The 17,439-nt window shown below is 71.3% G+C and carries 12 protein-coding genes; 10 read left to right on the top strand and 2 right to left on the bottom strand.

Annotated elements, in window-relative coordinates:
* Nucleotides 1-63: 63 nt before the first annotated feature.
* The 10 genes from ACPXBU_RS25220 (at nt 64) to ACPXBU_RS25175 (ending at nt 14,641) form a co-directional block, all read left to right on the top strand.
* Nucleotides 64-1,398: a glycosyltransferase family 4 protein gene (locus ACPXBU_RS25220; protein ID WP_425759913.1), complete on the top strand. Its 1,335-nt coding sequence runs from the start codon at nt 64-66 to the stop codon at nt 1,396-1,398.
* Nucleotides 1,399-1,481: 83 nt separating this feature from the next.
* Nucleotides 1,482-3,332, top strand: a complete 1,851-nt coding sequence (locus ACPXBU_RS25215; protein ID WP_425759912.1) for a serine/threonine-protein kinase — start codon at nt 1,482-1,484, stop codon at nt 3,330-3,332.
* A gap of 119 nt (nt 3,333-3,451) precedes the next feature.
* Nucleotides 3,452-5,077, top strand: a complete 1,626-nt coding sequence (locus tag ACPXBU_RS25210; RefSeq protein ID WP_425759911.1) for a serine/threonine-protein kinase — start codon at nt 3,452-3,454, stop codon at nt 5,075-5,077.
* 102 nt (nt 5,078-5,179) lie between these two features.
* On the top strand, nt 5,180-5,989 hold the full coding sequence (locus ACPXBU_RS25205; protein WP_425759910.1) for a metal-dependent hydrolase: 810 nt from the start codon (nt 5,180-5,182) through the stop codon (nt 5,987-5,989).
* Between the two features lie 678 nt (nt 5,990-6,667).
* Entirely contained in the window at nt 6,668-7,699 is a 1,032-nt protein-coding gene (locus tag ACPXBU_RS25200) for a LacI family DNA-binding transcriptional regulator (protein WP_425760043.1), read from the top strand.
* 78 nt (nt 7,700-7,777) lie between these two features.
* Nucleotides 7,778-9,082, top strand: coding sequence for an ABC transporter substrate-binding protein (locus tag ACPXBU_RS25195; protein WP_425759909.1), 1,305 nt, complete (start codon nt 7,778-7,780; stop codon nt 9,080-9,082).
* 67 nt (nt 9,083-9,149) lie between these two features.
* Entirely contained in the window at nt 9,150-10,118 is a 969-nt protein-coding gene (locus tag ACPXBU_RS25190; protein ID WP_393362690.1) for a carbohydrate ABC transporter permease, read from the top strand.
* A 1-nt stretch (nt 10,119) separates the two neighbouring features.
* Entirely contained in the window at nt 10,120-11,007 is an 888-nt protein-coding gene (locus tag ACPXBU_RS25185) for a carbohydrate ABC transporter permease (RefSeq protein ID WP_393362693.1), read from the top strand.
* Nucleotides 11,004-13,235 (top strand): alpha-xylosidase, encoded by a 2,232-nt coding sequence (yicI, locus tag ACPXBU_RS25180; protein ID WP_425759908.1) that lies wholly within the window; start codon nt 11,004-11,006, stop codon nt 13,233-13,235. Before ACPXBU_RS25185 ends, yicI begins: the two co-directional genes overlap by 4 nt.
* Nucleotides 13,232-14,641, top strand: a complete 1,410-nt coding sequence (locus ACPXBU_RS25175; RefSeq protein ID WP_425759907.1) for a GH1 family beta-glucosidase — start codon at nt 13,232-13,234, stop codon at nt 14,639-14,641. The genes yicI and ACPXBU_RS25175 overlap by 4 nt, the downstream gene beginning before the upstream one ends.
* A 59-nt stretch (nt 14,642-14,700) precedes the next feature.
* Here the strand turns inward: ACPXBU_RS25175 and ACPXBU_RS25170 are convergent, their stop codons facing one another.
* Together ACPXBU_RS25170 and ACPXBU_RS25165 are read right to left on the bottom strand one after the other, a co-directional pair.
* A complete protein-coding gene (locus tag ACPXBU_RS25170) occupies nt 14,701-16,122 on the bottom strand; it encodes a collagen-binding domain-containing protein (RefSeq protein WP_425759906.1) in 1,422 nt (473 codons plus the stop codon).
* Nucleotides 16,123-16,208: 86 nt separating this feature from the next.
* A complete protein-coding gene (locus tag ACPXBU_RS25165) occupies nt 16,209-17,426 on the bottom strand; it encodes an MFS transporter (protein ID WP_425759905.1) in 1,218 nt (405 codons plus the stop codon).
* Nucleotides 17,427-17,439 lie beyond the last annotated feature (13 nt).

Here is a 17,439-nt window from a genome sequence, read left to right as displayed (position 1 = left end):
CGACGGCGGCATCACTTCCGGTGTCGGTCGGCGCGCGCCCGGGGACAACTCAAAGGGGGCCGCATGTCACCCGACGCCCACGTGATCGACATTCACGCCGCCCGGCAACTGCGGGTGCTGATGCTGTCCTGGGAATACCCGCCGGTGCTCGTCGGCGGCCTCGGGCGCCACGTGCACGCGCTCTCCGTCGCCCTCGCCGCCGCCGGCCACGAGGTCACCGTCGTCACCCGCCACACCGACGGCGCACCCATGGAGGAGTACGCCGACGGCGTCCGCATCCTGCGCGCCCCCGAAGACCCGGTCGCCTTCCCCCTCGCCACCAGCTCCCTGCTGGCCTGGACCATGGCCTTCAACCACACCCTCACCCGCACCGCACTACGCGCCACCCAGGCTGGCGCCTACGACGTCATCCACGCCCACGACTGGCTCGTCGCCCACACCGCCATCTCCCTGGCCGAGCACCTGGACCTGCCCCTGGTCACCACCATGCACGCCACCGAGGCGGGGCGGCACCAGGGCTGGCTGCCCGAGGAGATGAACCGCACCATCCACGGCGTCGAGCAGTGGCTCAGCAGCGAGTCCGGCCGGGTGATCGTCTGCTCCGGTTACATGCGCGAGCAGGTGAAGGCCCTGTTCGACACCCCGGCCACCCAGGTCGACGTGGTGCCCAACGGAGTCGACGGCCGGGCCTGGCGGGCCCGTCCGCGCGCGGTCGCGTCGGCCCGGGCACGGTTCGCCGGGGACGGCCCGTTGATCGGGTACGCCGGCCGGCTGGTCTACGAGAAGGGCGTCCAGCATCTCGTGCACGCGGTCCCCCGGCTGCGCGAGCGGCACCCGGGTCTGCGCGTGGTGATCGCCGGCGACGGCCCCTACCGGCCCGAGTTGGAGGCCCAGGCCGGACGGCTGGCGCTCGGCTCGACCGTCCGGTTCACCGGTTTCCTCGACTCCACCCAACTGCCGGCGATGCTCGGTGCCACCGACGCGACGGTGGTGCCCAGCCTCTACGAGCCGTTCGGCATGGTGGCGCTGGAGGCGGCAGCCGCCGGGGCGCCACTGGCGGTGGCCCGCACCGGTGGCCTCGCCGAGATCGTGGAGTCCGGCGTGACCGGGGTGACGTTCCCGCACAGCGACCCGGACGCGCTCGCCGGAGCGGTCGGTCAACTGCTCGACGACGAGATCTTCGCCCGCCGGGTGGCCCGCCGAGCCCGCACCATGGTCGGCGAACAGTACGGGTGGGCCACGATCGCCGCCCGCACCGCCGCCAGCTACGCCGCGGCCCGCCGGGAGCACGGCCCCCTCCAGGCCCGGCGTGCCTCCGCCCGACTGGCCGGCGCACATGCCCGGATCGCCATCCCGGAGGGCAACCTGCTGGCGCGCGTCGACCACGCCGCCTGCTGAGCCGGGTCGGACTACCGATAGGTGACTTCCGATCCGCTGGTTAGGGTGTAGCCCGGACAGCGGTTGAGGAGGAGCGTGCGCAGGTGCTGATCGCCGGTCGGTACCGGCTGCTCGACCTGGTGGGGCGCGGGGGCATGGGTCGGGTGTGGCTGGCCCGCGACGAGATGCTGCACCGCGAGGTCGCGGTCAAGGAAATCGTGCCGCCGACGTGGTTGACCGACCACGAGCGGGCCGAGGTGCGCTCGCGCACCCTGCGGGAGGCGCGCGCCGCGGCCCGGCTCAACCATCCCGCCGTGGTCCGGCTCTACGACGTCATCCCGGTCGACGGCAGCCCGTGGATCGTGATGGAGTACGTCCCCTCCCGCACACTTCAGGACCTGGTGGACGCCGAGGGGCCACTGGAGCCGTCGCACGCCGCCCGGATCGGCCTCGCCGTCCTCGACGCGCTGCACGCCGCGCACACCGCCGGGGTGCTGCACCGCGACATCAAGCCCCAGAACGTGCTGGTGGCGCACGACGGGCGGGTGATGCTCACCGACTTCGGGCTGGCCACCTTCGACGGCGGCGACGGCGTGACGACCCGCCCCGGCATGGTTCTCGGCTCCCCGCAGTACGTCGCCCCGGAGCGCGCCGCCGAGGGTGCGTCCACTGTCGCCGCCGACCTGTGGTCGCTCGGGGCGACCCTGCACGCCGCCGTGGAGGGCCGCTCCCCGTACGCCCGCAGCACCGCGATGGCCACCCTGAGCGCACTGGCCGCCGGACCGCCGGACCCGGCACCGCACGCCGGGGCGCTCGCGCCGGTACTCGCGGGGTTGCTGCGCCGCGACCCGCGCGACCGCCTCGACCACGACGCGGCCCGCCGGTTGCTGGTCCGCGCCGCGACCGGCCACACCGACCCGACCCCGACGCCAGCGTCGGAGTCCACCTCGGCGTCGGGGTCCGCGCCCACGTCGGGGTCGGGGTCACGGTCGGGGACGGGGTCGCCGTCGCGGTCGGGGACGGGGTCGCGGTCGGGGTCGGGGTCGGCATCGGGATCGGGGTCCACGTCGGGGTCGGGGTCGGCGGGCCGGCTCGACCTGACGACGGAGGAAGCGCCCGCCGGGGCCGACGAGCTGGCCGGTCAGGAGCTGACCATTCCGCTGCCCCAGCCCGGTCCGGCCGCCGGACCGGGCACCGCGGTTACGGTGCCCGACGGATCGACGAGGCGGCGCACGACGCGGCGGGCCGCGCTGGTCGCCGTGGCCCTCCTGGTGGCCGTGGCCGCCGGTGTCGGCACCGCGCTGGCCATCACCGCCGACCAGCCCACCGACACCGTCGCCCGACCCTCCAACCCACCGCCGTACGCCCCGCCGGGCGGCGGGGCGCGGGACGGCCCGTACGGTCCCGGCCCGGACCGTCGCCGACCACCGCCCGGCGGACCCGCCGTGCCCCCACCACCGTTCGCCTGCGTCCGCCCGGACATCGCCGGCGCGCCGGTGCCGGCCCGCGTGCCGGCTTCCGGCGAACGGTTCCGGCCGCCGTCCGGCTGGGTCTGGCACGCCGACGCCGCCGGCTTCCGGGTCTCCGTGCCGGCGACCTGGCACTACTCCCGGGACGGGGTGGTGGCCTGTTTCCAGGACCCGGCGACCGGGCGGGCGTTCAGCGTCGCCGCGGGTGGCGCCGCCGATCCGCTGGCCGGCTTGCGGGCGGTCCGCGACGCGGCGGACGGGGCCGGGGCACTACCGGAGTACGACGAGATCCGGCTCGCCCCGAGCGACGGGGGCGCGGAGTGGGAGTGCCGCTGGAGGGCGCCGAACGGGCCACTGCTGCACGCCCGACAACTCGTCGTCGGCACCGACCCCTGGACGTTGGGTTGGATCACCGCCGACGAGGACTGGGCGGCGGCCGACGCCGACTGGGCGGTGGTGCGAAAGAGTTTCCGACCACCCCGCTGACCTGCACCGTACGGCCATGATCCGGGCCACCGTCCGGCGTGGATCGAGGCCGCTCAGCGGATGAGAATGCCGGCACCTGTGGCTATCGTGTAACCCGGGGTGACCAAGGGGGAGCGACCGTGCATCAGTTGCTGATCGCGGGTCGGTACCGGCTGCTCGACCTGGTCGGCACCGGCGGGATGGGTCGGGTGTGGCTTGCTCGTGACGAGATGCTGCACCGCGACGTCGCCGTGAAGGAGGTCGTGCCGCCGTCCTGGCTGGCCGAGGCCGAGCGCGAGGAGTCGCGGCTGCGGACGTTGCGCGAGGCACGCACGGCGGCCCGGCTCAACCACCCGAACGTCGTCCGGATCTACGACGTGGTGCACGACCGGGAGAGCCCGTGGATCGTGATGGAGTACGTGCCGTCCCGGTCGGTGCAGCAGATCATCGGCGCCGAGGGCCCCCTGAGCCCGCAGCGCACCGCCCAGATCGGATTGGCGGTGCTCGCCGCACTGCGGGCCGCGCACGCCGCCGGGGTGCTGCACCGCGACGTGAAGCCGCACAACGTGCTCGTCGCCGACGACGGGCGGGTGGTGCTCACCGACTTCGGGCTGGCCACCTTCGACGGTGGTGAGGGTGCGATGACCGGGCCGGGCACGGTGCTCGGCTCACCGCAGTTCGTCGCGCCGGAGCGGGCCCGCGAGGGGGTGTCGGATCCGCGTACCGACATGTGGTCGTTGGGAGCGACGCTCTACGCGACGGTCGAGGGCCAGTCACCGTACGCCCGGTCCAGCGCGATGGCGACCCTCAGCGCGCTGGCCACCGACCCACCGGACCCGATGCGCCGCGCCGGTCCGTTGCGCCCCGCGCTCAACGGCCTGCTGCAACGCGACCCCTGGCGGCGGTTGACCGCCACCGAGGTGGAGCCGCTGCTGCGCAGTGCCGCGGCGAGCCACGACCAGCCGGTCGGGCCGGCGCGGTCCTCGGCGGTGGCCGCGGTGCGCGACGCGAGCCGGTCCGTCCTGCCCGACCGGGCCGAGCCGGACACCCCACCCGGCGATTCGCGGACACCCGCTCGCCCGCCGGAGAAACGGCCCGGCAAACGGCGTCTGCTCGTCCTGGGCGCAGCGGCCACCGCCGTGCTCGCCGCCGCGGCCGTGACGCTGGCACTTGTCGACCACGACAGCGAGCGGACACCACCGTCGGGGTCGGGAGGCGGCGCGCCGACGCCCCGGCCGGCCGCGTTCGCCTGCGCGGCGCCACCGCCGTCGACTGCCACTCCGGTGGCTTCGGTGTCGCGCCCGGCGAACGCGCCGTACCAACTGCGCCAGGGCTGGACCTGGCACGACGATCCGACCGGGTTTCGGATCGCCGTGCCGGTGGGCTGGACGCGCTGGACCGAGGGGGCCGTGACCTGCTTCCGGGAGCACGACGGCGCCCGGGTGCTCAGTGTCGAGGCGGGGCCGGCGCGGGCCGACCCGGTGGCGTACTGGGAGGCCGAGGAGGCCCGGCTCACCACCGGCGAGGCGCTGCTGAACGGCTACCTCCGGGTGGACATCTCCGCGATGGACATCTTCGAGGGCGGCGCGGTCTGGGAGTGCGGCTGGGAGAACGCCGCCGGCGAACAACTGCACAGTTTCCGGTTGCTGGCCAACACCTCGGCCGACCGTTCCTACACCGTCTCGTGGTTGACAAAAGAGTTCGACTGGCAGGTCAACGCGGCATACTTGCCGATGATCCGGCAGAGCTTCACCCCCGCGATGTGACCGTGTCCGATGTGGACCTTCCGGGTGATGCCCCTGCGGCGCCGACGCTGACTACAGTGGCGTAGTTTTGGCGCTCAAGATCCCTGGGGAGGGTGAGCCGAGATGATGGGACCGCAACACGCGCTGTCCGGCGCGGCGGCGTGGTTGGCCGGGTCCTGGGCACTGGACCAGTTCGCCGACTATCACCAGTCGCCGCTCGCGTTGGCGGTGGGCACCGCGGTGTGTGCCGGTGGCGCGCTCTTTCCCGACCTCGACATGTCGGGCAAGGTGACCAAGAACCAGGGTGGGGCCACGGTGGCTCGTACCTTCGGCGTCTTCTCGCTCTTCGCCGCCGAGGTGATGGAGAAGATCTCGCTCGGGGTCTACTACGCCACGAAGCTCAGCAGAGACCCCCGCCGCAACAACGGGCACCGGACGCTCACCCACACGCTGCCGTTCACCCTGCTGGTTGGCTGGGGCACCACCGCGCTCTGCGCCGCGTACGGCAAGTGGGCCGTCATCACCATCCTGTTCTTCATGTTCGGCCTGGCGATGCGGGGGCTGTTCGACGAGTGGGCCGAACGCGCCGGATGGGTGATCATCACCCTCGCCTCGGCCGGGGCCGCCTGGTTCACCTTCGCCAACCTGCCGGGAGGTCGCGGCTATCCGCTGATCGGCACGGCCCTGGGCGTGGGCTGCTTCGTGCACATCCTCGGCGACATGATCACCAGAGCGGGCGTGCCGATCCTCTGGCCAATCCCGATCAAGCGGCGGATGTGGATGATGATCGGCCTACCGAACAGCATCGCCCTGCGGGTCGGCAGCAAAGCCGAGGTGGTCGGGATGCGCATCGCGCTGACAGTCGTCTCGGCGCTCGCCACCGTCGGCCTGATCGCGCCCTCGGTGCTGAGCCGGTTCGACATCGACCTCTGACCAACCCGCCCCCGCGCCACTCCCCGCACCGCCCCCGCGCACCGCACGGCGAGCCCGGCGAGCGTGGCGAGCCCGGCGAGCCCGGCGAGCCCGGCGAGCCCGGCGAGCCCGGCGAGCCCGGCGAGCAAGATCCGCTCAAGATCAGGGATGTTGCTGCCTCCCGCGCGCCGGAGGCAGCAACATCGGTGAAGTTGCGCAGATCTTGGAAGGCACGCGGTGCGGGGTGTGCGGTCCGCGGTGCGGGATGCCTGAGCGCGATGCCGCCTCGCCCTTGCCCGCGCCCTTGCCCGCGCCCTTGCCCGCGCCCTTGCCCGCGCCCTCGCCCTCGCCCTCGCCCTTGCCCTTGCCCTTGCCCTTGCCCTTGCCCTTGCCCCCAAGATCGTGCTCGATCCTTGTTGTAGTGGCCTCCGTTGCCAGCCGAGGGGACTACAACCAGGATCGAGCACGATCATGCGGGGTGCCCCCTCCGGGACGCAGCGGGGGACCCACCAGTGGGGCGCGAGGCGCCGTGGAGGGGCGGGCGCGGGGTGTCGCGGGACCGCTGAATTGTTTTCGACATCGGCTATTGACGTCGCCGTAACAGGTGGCCTAGCGTCCTGTCGAACCGCTTCGTCGAAACGTTTCGACGCACAGACGGGGGCGGTCCCGACCCGGCCGAAGGAGGCACGCGTGGCCACCATGCACGACGTCGCCCGCCTCGCGCAGGTCTCGGTCAGCACCGTCTCGTACGTGCTCACCGGCGCTCGGCCGATCTCCCAGGCCACCCGGGCCAAGGTGCTCGCCGCGATGGCGGAGCTCGACTACCAGCCCAACGCGATGGCCCGTGGCCTGGCCAGCCGGCGTAGCCGCATCCTCGGCCTGCTCATGCCGATGGACGAGCGCGGCCTCGGCGCCACGGAAACCGCCTTCGTCACCGGCGCCGCCTCGGCGGCCAGCGCGGCCGGCTACCACCTGGTGCTCTCGCCGGTCGGCGGCGGCGACCTCGACGACCTGCGGCGGCTGGCCACCCAGCGGATGCTGGACGGCGTCGTGTTGATGGAGGTCCAGCTCGCCGACGAACGGGTCGCCGTGGTCCAGGAGGCCGGCGTGCCGCTTGTGTTGATCGGTCGGACCGGCGACACCAGCGCGCTCTCCTACGTCGACATCGACTTCGACCAGACCGTCCGGGAGGCCGTCGCGCACCTGGTCGGCCTCGGGCACCGGCGGATCGTCTATGTCAACCACTCGGCCGCGACGGTCGCCAGCGGTTACGGGCCCGCGCTGCGTACCCGGGACGCCTTCGTCGCGGCGATGACCGCACACGGCCTCGACCCGCTGATGATCACGGCCGAGGACAGCGCCGCCGGCGGTCGTGCCGCCCTGGCCGACGCGTTCGCGCGGGCCCCGGAGCTGACCGCCGTGCTGGCCATGAACGAGACCGCGATCTTCGGCATTCTCGGCGAGCTGACCGGCCGCGGGTTGTCGGTGCCCGACGACGTCTCCGTCGTCTCGATGGTCACCTCGCCGCAGGTGGCCGAACTGGCGACCCCGGCGCTGACCGCGATGACGTCGCCCGGTTCGGCGCTGGGTCGGATCGCGATCGAGGCGCTGGTGCGCCACCTGGACGGCGCCGGCAGTCGGCTCCACCAACAACTGCTGCCGTGCGCGCTGGAGATCCGGGGCTCGACAGCCGCACCACGAAGCCGCCACCTCATGGGGGCTGATCAGTAGAAACGGCCCGCCGCCGCGCGGCAACGCGACGACGGGCCCCGATGCAGTACCGCTAGATACTCAACGAGGAGGATAGTAATGCAGCGATTCCGCCGGATCGTCGCCGCGCTCGCCCTGGCGGCGACCGCGACGACAACCGTGGCCGCCTGCGGCGGTGGTGACAACGGGGACGACAGCGACGCCAAGGTTCTCAAGCTCTGGCACTACGAGAGCGAGAACAGCGCCATGGGGGTCGGCTGGAACCGGGCCATCGAGATCTTCAAGAACGAGCACCCGGGCGTCGAGGTGCGCTTCGAGCGTAAGGCGTTCGAGCAGATCCAGCAGAACGCCGGCATGATCATCAACTCGTCCGAAGGCCCGGACATCATGGAGTACAACAAGGGCAACGCGACCGCCGGTCTGCTCTCCAGCCAGGGCCTGCTCTCCGACCTCAGCGCCGAGGCCGACAAGCGCGGCTGGGCCGGCAAGCTCAGCCCCAGCCTGCAGACCACCGCCCGCTACAGCGACAAGGGCGTGATGGGCTCGGGCAAGTGGTTCGGCGTGCCGAACTACGGCGAGTACGTCACGGTCTACTACAACAAGGACCTGTTCCAGCGCAACGGCGTCAAGGTGCCGACGAGCATGGCCGAGATGACCGCCGCGATGGACACCTTCGTCGGCAAGGGCATCACCCCGCTGGGCATGGCCGGCGCCGAGTACCCGGCCGGTCAGCTCTTCTACCAGCTCGCCCTGTCCAAGGGCGACCGGCAGTTCGTCGACAACTACCAGCTCTACAAGAACCCTGTCGACTTCAAGGCCGACCCGCTCAAGTACGGCGCGGACACCTTCGCCCAGTGGGTGCGGAAGGGCTACGTCGCGAAGAACTCGGCAAGCCTCAAGGCCGAGGACATGGGCACCGCCTTCATCGGCGGCAAGGTCCCGATGATCGTCTCGGGTAGCTGGTGGTACGGCCGGTTCAAGACCGAGATGAAGGCCAACTGGGACACCTTCCTCTTCCCCGGCAACACCCTGCAGGCCGGCTCCTCCGGCAACCTGTGGGTGGTCCCGGAGAACAGCAAGGCCAAGAGCCTGGCGTACGACTTCATCGACATCACCCTGCGTCCGGAGATCCAGGACCTGATCGGCAACAACGGTGGTGTCCCGATCGCCGCCGACGCGTCGAAGATCAGCGACCCGAAGGACCGCAAGCTGATCGAGGACTTCAACACGGTCAGCAAGTCCGACGGGCTCGCCTTCTACCCGGACTGGCCGGTCCCCGGCTACTACGACGTGCTGGTCTCCGGCTTCCAGGGCCTGATCAACGGGTCCAAGTCTCCCGACCAGGTCCTCGACACGATCGCCAAGCCGTACGCCGATGGCGTCAAGGAGATCACCGGCAAGTGACACGGCGAGCGGCGGGCGCGACCGGCACGACCGGCGCGTCCGCCCGCCCCGCCGGGAAGGATCTTCCATGGCAGTCTCCGAGACCGTCGCCGCCACACCGCCGGCCGCGACGCCCACCCCGCCCGCGCCCCGCCGCAGACGCCGCGGCCGCAACGCGGCGTACTGGCTCTACCTGCTCCCCGGAGCGGTGCTCTTCCTCCTGGTCATCGGTGCGCCGCTGATCGGCACCCTCTACCTGTCGCTGACCAAGTGGTCGGGCATCGGCGACCCCCGGTGGGTCGGCCTGGACAACTACCAGCAGTTGCTGCAGGACGACGTGTTCTGGGCGTCGTTCCGCAACACCGTCTGGATGATCGTGGCGATGGTGGTGGTGCCCACACTGCTCGGGCTGCTGCTGGCCGCGGTGCTCTTCGACGTCATCGGTCGACGGTTCAAGCCCCGCACCGCCGCCGCGCTGCGGGCCGCGTTCTACCTTCCGCAGGTGCTGCCCGTCGTGGTGGCCGGCATCGTCTGGGGCTGGATCCTGCGCCCCGACGGGGCGTTCAACAGCCTGCTCGACGCGGTCGGTCTCGGCGCGCTGCGCCACGACTGGCTCGGCGACCCGGGCACCGCCCTGCCGGCCGTGATGGCGGTGATGATCTGGGTGCAGATCGGCTACCCGGTGGTCGTCTTCATGGCGGCGCTCCAGCGGGTCGACCCCGAGCTGTACGAGGCGGCCGAGGTCGACGGCGCGAACTGGCTGCACCGGTTCCGGGCGATCACCCTCCCCCAGATCCGGCCGGAGACGTTCGTGGTGGCGCTGACCTGCACCATCGCCGCGTTGAAGGTGTTCGGGCCGATCTTCGCCCTGACCCGGGGCGGCCCGGACAACGCCACGAACGTGCCGTCGTACTTCGCTTACTACACGTTCTTCAAGAAGTTGCAGGTGGGCTACGGCTCCGCGATCTCCACGGTGCTGACGCTGATCATCGTTCTGGTGGCAGTGGTCTTCATCTGGATGCAGGCGCGCAGCGAGCGCCGGGACCGGGGGATCTGACATGGCCGTCACGCTCACACCAATCCCCACGCCGGTGAAGCACACCCGGCCCGTACCCGATCGACACCACCGCGGCGTCAGCCGGTGGGTGGTGCTCGCCCTGGTCGTCCTCGGCGCGCTGGTCATGCTCGTGCCGTTCGCGTTCATGCTGCTCAACGCGTTCAAGTCGCCGGGCGACTACTCGTCGGGTGGCCCGTTGAGCTGGCCGACGGAGTTCTACACGAAGGGTCTGCGCACCTACTGGACCGAGGTGGACTTCCCGCTCAAGCTCTGGAACTCGGCGCTCATCGCCGGTTCCGTGGCCGTGCTCGGCGTCACCGTGTCACTGCTCAACGCGTACGCCCTGGGCATCGGCCGGGTCCGCGGCCGGCTCTGGATCGTCGGTCTCTTCCTGCTGGCCAACATGCTGCCGCAGGAGGCGTTGATCTACCCGCTGTACTACGCGGCCAAGGAGGTCGGGCTCTACAACACCCGACTCGTGGTGATCATCATCTTCACGGTGATCCAGAGCGCGTTCGGCACGTACCTGCTCGCCTCGGTGCTGGGCACGTTCCCCCGCTCGCTGCTGGAGGCGGCGGCGCTGGACGGCGCCGGCAAGTGGACGGTGCTGTGGCGGGTGGTCTTCCCCAACCTGCGCCCCACCCTCTCGGTGCTGCTCATCTTCTTCTTCATCTGGACGTGGAACGAGTTCCTCATCCCGCTTGTCATGCTCATCGACAACCAGACGCAGACCATCCCGGTGGCGCTCGCGTCGTTGCAGGGCGACCGGCTGATGGACGCTCCGACCACGAACGCCGGCGCCCTGATCAGCCTGGTGCCGGCCATCCTCTTCTTCCTCATCTTCCAGCGCACCCTGGCGCGCGGCATCACGGCAGGAGCCGAGAAGTGAAGTTCACCGACGGGTACTGGCAACTGCGCCCCGGTGTCAGCGTCCTCCGCCCCGGCGTCGTGGAGTCGGTCGAGCCGGACGAGCGCGGCTTCACCGTCTTCGCGCCGGCCGGCCAGGTCACCGGTCGCGGCGACACCCTGAACCGGCCCCTGGTCACCGTCCGGTTCTTCTCCCCCGCCCCCGGCGTCGTCGGGGTGACCATCGCCCACCACACCGGTGGGCTGCCCCGCGAGCCGCACTTCGGGCTGAGCACCGACGAGACGCACCCGGTCACCGTCGACGTCACCGGGATCAGCGCGACGCTGACCACGGGTGAGCTGACCGCGCGGGTCGCGCTCGTCGACGGGTGGCGGGTCGAGTTCCTGCACGGCGACCGGCTGGTCACCGCGTCCACCGGGCGCAGCATCGGCGTCGTCACCGACGCCGAGGGCCGCCGGCACGTGCACGAGCGGCTCGCCCTCGGCGTCGGCGAGACGGTGTACGGGTTGGGGGAGCGCTTCGGCCCGTTCGTGAAGAACGGGCAGACCGTCGACATCTGGAACGCCGACGGGGGCACCGCCAGCGAGCAGGCGTACAAGAACGTGCCGTTCTATCTCAGCAGCGCCGGCTACGGGGTGTTCGTGGACCACCCGGAGCACGTGTCGTTCGAGGTCGGCTCCGAGGTGGTCGCGCAGACCCAGTTCAGCGTCGAGGGGCAGTCGCTCACCTACTACGTCGTCGACGGGCCCACCCCGAAGGACGTGTTGCGCCGCTACACCGCGCTCACCGGCCGCCCGGCCCGGATCCCCGCCTGGTCGTACGGGCTGTGGCTGTCCACCTCGTTCACCACCTCGTACGACGAGAAGACGGTGACCGAGTTCGTCGACGGGATGGCCGAGCGCGGGCTGCCGCTGTCGGTGTTCCACTTCGACTGCTTCTGGATGCGCCAGTTCCACTGGGTCGACTTCGTCTGGGACCCGGCGACCTTCGGAGACCCGGAGGGGATGCTGCGCCGGCTGCACGAGCGTGACCTGAAGGTGTGCGTCTGGATCAACCCGTACATCGCGCAGCGGTCGTACCTCTTCGAGGAGGGCCGCGAGGCCGGCTACCTGGTCCGCAACCCGGACGGTTCGGTCTGGCAGTGGGACAAGTGGCAGGCCGGCATGGCGCTTGTCGACTTCACCAACCCGGACGCGGTGCGCTGGTTCACCGGCAAGCTCAAGGCGCTGCTCGACATGGGCGTCGACTGCTTCAAGACCGACTTCGGTGAGCGCATCCCGACCGACGTGGTGTGGCACGATGGGTCGGACCCGCAGCGGATGCACAACTACTACTCCTACCTCTACAACAAGGCGGTCTTCGAGCTGTTGGAGACCGAGCGCGGCAAGGGCGAGGCGGTGTTGTTCGCCCGCTCGGCCACCACCGGCGGGCAGCAGTTCCCGGTGCACTGGGGTGGCGACTGCGAGTCGACGTTCGTCGCGATGGCCGAGTCGCTGCGCGGCGGTCTGTCCCTGGCCGCGTCCGGCTTCGGCTACTGGAGCCACGACATCGGCGGCTTCGAGGGCACCCCCGATCCGGCGGTGTTCAAGCGCTGGGTCGCCTTCGGGTTGCTCTCCTCGCACTCCCGGCTGCACGGCTCGGGGTCCTACCGGGTGCCGTGGGCGTTCGACGACGAGGCCGTCGACGTGCTGCGGCACTTCACCCGGCTCAAGCTCGGCCTGATGCCGTACCTGGCGGCCGCCGCGCAGGAGGCGCACCGCGACGGTACGCCGGTGATGCGCCCGATGTTCCTGGAGTTCCCGGACGATCCGGCCACGGCGCACCTGGACCGGCAGTACATGCTCGGCCCGGACGTGCTCGTCGCCCCGGTGTTCAGCGCCGACGGCACCGTCACCTACTACGTGCCCGCCGGCACCTGGACGCACCTGGTCAGCGGCGCTCAGGTCACCGGCCCGGCGTGGGTCACCGAGAAGCACGCGATCGACAGCCTGCCGGTGTTGGCCCGGCCCGGCGCGGTGATTCCGTTCGGTTCCCGCACCGACCGACCGGACTACGAGTGGGCCGACGATGTGCGGCTACGGCTGTACGCACCGGCCGAGGGGCAGCGGACCCGGGTACGGGTACCGTCACCCGGGGACGGGCCGGGCGCCGAGTTCGACGTGCGCTACGAGGCGGCGACGGCCAGTGTCGAACTGGTCGCCGGCACCTCGACGGGCTACAGCTGCGAGATCCAGGGGACGGAACGATGACGCGACACCACTTCCCGGAGAGCTTCGTCTGGGGGTCGGCGACTGCGGCGTACCAGATCGAGGGCGCCGCCACGGAGGACGGGCGCGGACCGTCCATCTGGGACACCTACAGCCACACGCCCGGTCGGACGCTCAACGGCGACACCGGCGACGTGGCCGCTGATCACTACCACAGGTGGGCCGACGACCTCGGGCACATCGCCGACCTGGGGCTCAGCGCGTACCGTTTCTCGGTCTCCTGGCCACGGGTGCAGCCGGGCGGCTCGGGCGGCTTCAACCAGGCCGGCATCGACTTCTACGCCCGGCTGGTGGACGGTCTGCTGGAGCGCGGCATCCGTCCGGTGGCCACCATGTACCACTGGGACCTGCCGCAGGAGTTGGAGGACGCCGGTGGCTGGGCGGCGCGGGAGACCGCGCTGCGCTTCCAGGAGTACGCGGCGGGCATCGTCGGTGCGCTGGGCGACCGGGTGCACACCTGGACGACGCTCAACGAGCCGTGGTGCTCGGCGTACCTGGGCTACGCCTCCGGTGTGCACGCTCCGGGTCGCACCGAGCCGGCGGCGGCGCTGGCCGCGGTGCACCACCTCAACCTCGCGCACGGGCTGGCCGGTCGGGTGGTCCGGGAGCTGGCGCCGGCCGCCGAGTTGTCGGTGACGTTGAACCTGCACGTCATCCGGGCGGCATCGGACTCGGAGGCGGACCGCGACGCGGCACGGCGGATCGACGCGTTGGCCAACCGCGCGTTCCTCGGCCCGATGCTGGACGGGGAATACCCGGCCGACCTGCTGACCGACACCGCGTCCGTCACCGACTGGTCGTTCGTCCGCGCGGGTGACGAGAAGCTGATCGCGGTGCCGCTGGACGTGCTCGGGGTCAACTACTACTCCAGCACCCTGGTCCGGGCGTGGGACGGGGTGTCGGCCCGCTCCGACGCCGACGGGCACGGCGCCTCGACCTCGACGCCGTGGGTCGCCGCCGACACCGTCGACTTCCTGCCGCAGCCCGGCCCGTACACGGCGATGGGGTGGAACATCGACCCGCCGGCCCTGACCGAGCTGCTGCTGCGCCTGCACCGCGAATACCCCAGTCAGCCGATGATGATCACCGAGAACGGTGCGGCGTTCGACGACGTGGTGTCGGCCGACGGGCGGATCCACGACGACCGGCGGATCGACTACCTGCGTCGGCACATCGGCGCGATGGCCGACGCCCGCGCGCAGGGCGCGGACGTGCGCGGTTACTTCGTCTGGTCGCTGCTTGACAACTTCGAGTGGGGCTACGGCTACGACCGTCGGTTCGGGATCATCCGGGTCGACTACGACACCCAGGTCCGCACCTGGAAGGACAGCGCCCACTGGTACCAGCGGCTCGCCACCACGGGCGAGCTGGACCAGGGACAGGACTGACTCGGCCCCACGGCGTTGGTGGGCCCAGGACCGTTGTCCTGGGCCCACCGTCGCCAGTGTCAGTTCTCGTTACGTCGCAGTCTCAGTCGGGCCAGCAGTAGCAGGGCCACGCCGAGGCCGACTCCGGCGGCCCCTATCCCGAGCATTGGCCCGGACGAGGTGCCGGTGACCGGCAACGGGTGCTTGGTCGGGTAGCCCGTCGGGCTCACCGGCGGCTGGGTCGTCGGTACGGAGGTCGGCCCGGTAGGTGTGGGCGTCGGCCCCGTCGGTGTCGGCGTCGGCCCGGTAGGTGTGGGCGTCGGCGTCGTCGGTGTGGGCGTCGGCGTCGTCGGTGTGGGCGTCGGCGTCGTCGGTGTGGGCGTCGGCGTCGACGGTGTCGGTGTCGGCGTCGACGCTGTCGGCGTCGGCGTCGGTTGGGAGCAGTTCAGCAGCGTGGAGAACGGAAAGTCGTGGATCTCCCCGCCGTCGTGCGTCAGAGTCCGGCTGATGACGCTGCCCTCGATGTTGCCGTTCGTCGCGGCATTCAGGGCGGCGTTGGGCGCGTAGATCGTGCCCTCCAGGGACGCGCTGTCCTCGGTGAGGGTGATCGAGGTGGCGGTCGGGAGGTTGAACAGGATGTATCTGGCCTGGTCTCCGCCGATCCCGGCGAAGTTCGGCACCCGCCAGACGAACGCGTCACCGACGCCGCTGGTGTCCACGTTGACAAGCAGTGGCGTGTCGGGGGTGGGCTGGTCGGCAAAGGTGAGCACCGAGATGTTGGCAAGGTCGCTGGCCGACAGATTGAGCACGTTCGTGACACCCGGGGCGAGGGTGACCACGGCGTTGCTGCCCGGGGGAACGGGCCGGGGCAACGGCGCACCCTCCGGGGTGGTCAGCACGACGTTCTGCTGACAGGTGGCCAGGCTGGTGGCGGTCGCGCGGAAACCCTCGAACGCGCCGCCGAAATCCAGCGGCGAGGAGGGCCCGACACTCGCCACCGGTTGCCTGGTCACCAGCTCGACCCGGGGTGATGCCTCGTAGTCGTTCGCCGGCAGGACCCGGGTGTTGACCGCGGCGCTGTTGTTGTCGGTGTCGCGGACGAACGTGCCGGTCAGGTCGCCGATCTTCACGTAGCCGTTCTGCAACACCTGCAGTCGCGACCCGGGGACGCTGGCGGCGAAGTCGACCTGGCCGCCCACCAGCAGGGCCGTCGGGTTACTGTCCGGCGGCACCACAAACGAGCCGGCGCTGCTCCCGGCGACCTGATAGTTGCCGAAGCTGAGGTTGCCCCCGACCGCGATGGTCCCCTCGTTCTCGGCGCCGATCAGCCGCGCGTCTCCGGCGGTCATGACCAGGAAGCCCTGCGTGCCGGCCACCGGATCGACGGCTAGCCGGGGCTGGGCCTCGGAGGTGGTCGCCAGCAGCGCCAGCACGACGGCGGTCGACCCTCCCACCAGGGGCAGAAGGAGGCGTCGAACGCCCACGCTGGTGCGCGCTCTCATTTTCACTGTCTCACCAAGTATCACGAACCGGTAACGAGCCGCTTCGCAGCAGGGGGCTGCACGAGGCGCAGAATCACCCTAAAAGGTTATTTAGTGCCGAAATCACCCCCGCGCTGGACTCGGAGCCCGCCCCACAGCAGCACCAGGCAGCCCCCGATCAGCACCGGTTCGAGGGCGAAGGCGGAGACCAGCCCGTACCGGTCCGCCAGACTGCCGAGCAGGAAGGGCGACACACCGGCGACCACGCCGAGGATCAGTTGCGAGCGGGCATTGGCCCGGTCCTCCTGCCCGCGGGCCGCGCCGAGGGTGAGCGCGAGCGCGAGCGGATAGAGGTTGGCGATGCCCACCCCGCACAGGAACAGCCCGAGGACGGCGAGGGCCGGCTGGTCGGTCAGCCAGAACAGCACGAAGCTGGGACCGGTGACCGCCAGTGAGGCGTACAGCAGCGCGACCGCGCGGCCGGGGCGGCGGGTGAGCCGCGCCCCGAGCAGGCGTCCGACCAGGATGCCGAGGTAGTTGCTGCTCAGCGCGGTGCTGGCGGCGGCGACGGACATGCCGGCGTGGATGAGCAACTGGGGGCCGAAGTACACCAGACAGAACTCGATCGCCGAACTGACCGCGGTCAGCACGGCGAACAGCCAGCAGGCCAGCGGCAGGCCCCGGTCTCCGGTCGCGGTGGCGGGGCGCGGCGCCGCCGGGAGCGGTTGGCGGCGGTAGCGCAGGTACAGCACCACGAGGACGGCGGCCGGCAACACGAACGTGGCGCGCCAGCCCACCGCGCTGGCGGCCAGCGCGCCGAGGAGCAGCGGGGCGAACACGGCGGACGCGCCAGCGCCCACGTTGGCCTCGGTCAACGCCCGGTCCCGCCGGTCACCGTGTCGGTCGGACAGCACCGCCTGGACCACGGTGAGCATCGTGGTGCCGGCCAGGCCGAACACGACGGCTCCGAGCAGGGTGACCGCCGTGCTTCGGCCCAGGGTGAACAGACCGGCGCCGAGCACCGTGGCGAGGGCCGAGCACCACAGCAGCGCACCCCGGGCCAGGCGGCGGGCCGCCCACACGAACCCGACCGCGGACAGCGCCGCGCCCGCGGCCAACAACAGTTCGTAGACGCCGAGCAGCGTGTAGGAGAAGCCCAGCTCCGCACGCAGGAGGGTCAGCGCCGGCCCGAAGGCGTAGAGCCAGAACGTCCAGCAGGCCAGGGCGGCGTACGCGAGTCTGGTCGGCGCGTCCCGGACGAACGTCTCGGTCTCGGTCGGCCGCCGTGACGTGGTCGGCCGCTGCCGTGTTGTGTATCGATACACAGATAGAGTCTGT

Source organism: Micromonospora sp. DT231 (assembly GCF_049847025.1).
Lineage (GTDB): Bacteria > Actinomycetota > Actinomycetes > Mycobacteriales > Micromonosporaceae > Micromonospora.
This window is presented reverse-complemented; position numbering and strand designations above follow the sequence as displayed.

What these genes read in the sequence shown, in the direction of transcription:
- ACPXBU_RS25205 (WP_425759910.1), top strand. Translation starts at nt 5,180, where the DNA reads ATGATGGGACCGCAACACGCGCTGTCCGGCGCGGCGGCGTGGTTGGCC.
- ACPXBU_RS25220 (WP_425759913.1), top strand. Translation starts at nt 64, where the DNA reads ATGTCACCCGACGCCCACGTGATCGACATTCACGCCGCCCGGCAACTG.
- ACPXBU_RS25170 (WP_425759906.1), bottom strand. Translation starts at nt 16,122, where the DNA reads ATGAGAGCGCGCACCAGCGTGGGCGTTCGACGCCTCCTTCTGCCCCTG.
- ACPXBU_RS25190 (WP_393362690.1), top strand. Translation starts at nt 9,150, where the DNA reads ATGGCAGTCTCCGAGACCGTCGCCGCCACACCGCCGGCCGCGACGCCC.
- ACPXBU_RS25200 (WP_425760043.1), top strand. Translation starts at nt 6,668, where the DNA reads ATGCACGACGTCGCCCGCCTCGCGCAGGTCTCGGTCAGCACCGTCTCG.
- ACPXBU_RS25195 (WP_425759909.1), top strand. Translation starts at nt 7,778, where the DNA reads ATGCAGCGATTCCGCCGGATCGTCGCCGCGCTCGCCCTGGCGGCGACC.
- ACPXBU_RS25185 (WP_393362693.1), top strand. Translation starts at nt 10,120, where the DNA reads ATGGCCGTCACGCTCACACCAATCCCCACGCCGGTGAAGCACACCCGG.
- ACPXBU_RS25175 (WP_425759907.1), top strand. Translation starts at nt 13,232, where the DNA reads ATGACGCGACACCACTTCCCGGAGAGCTTCGTCTGGGGGTCGGCGACT.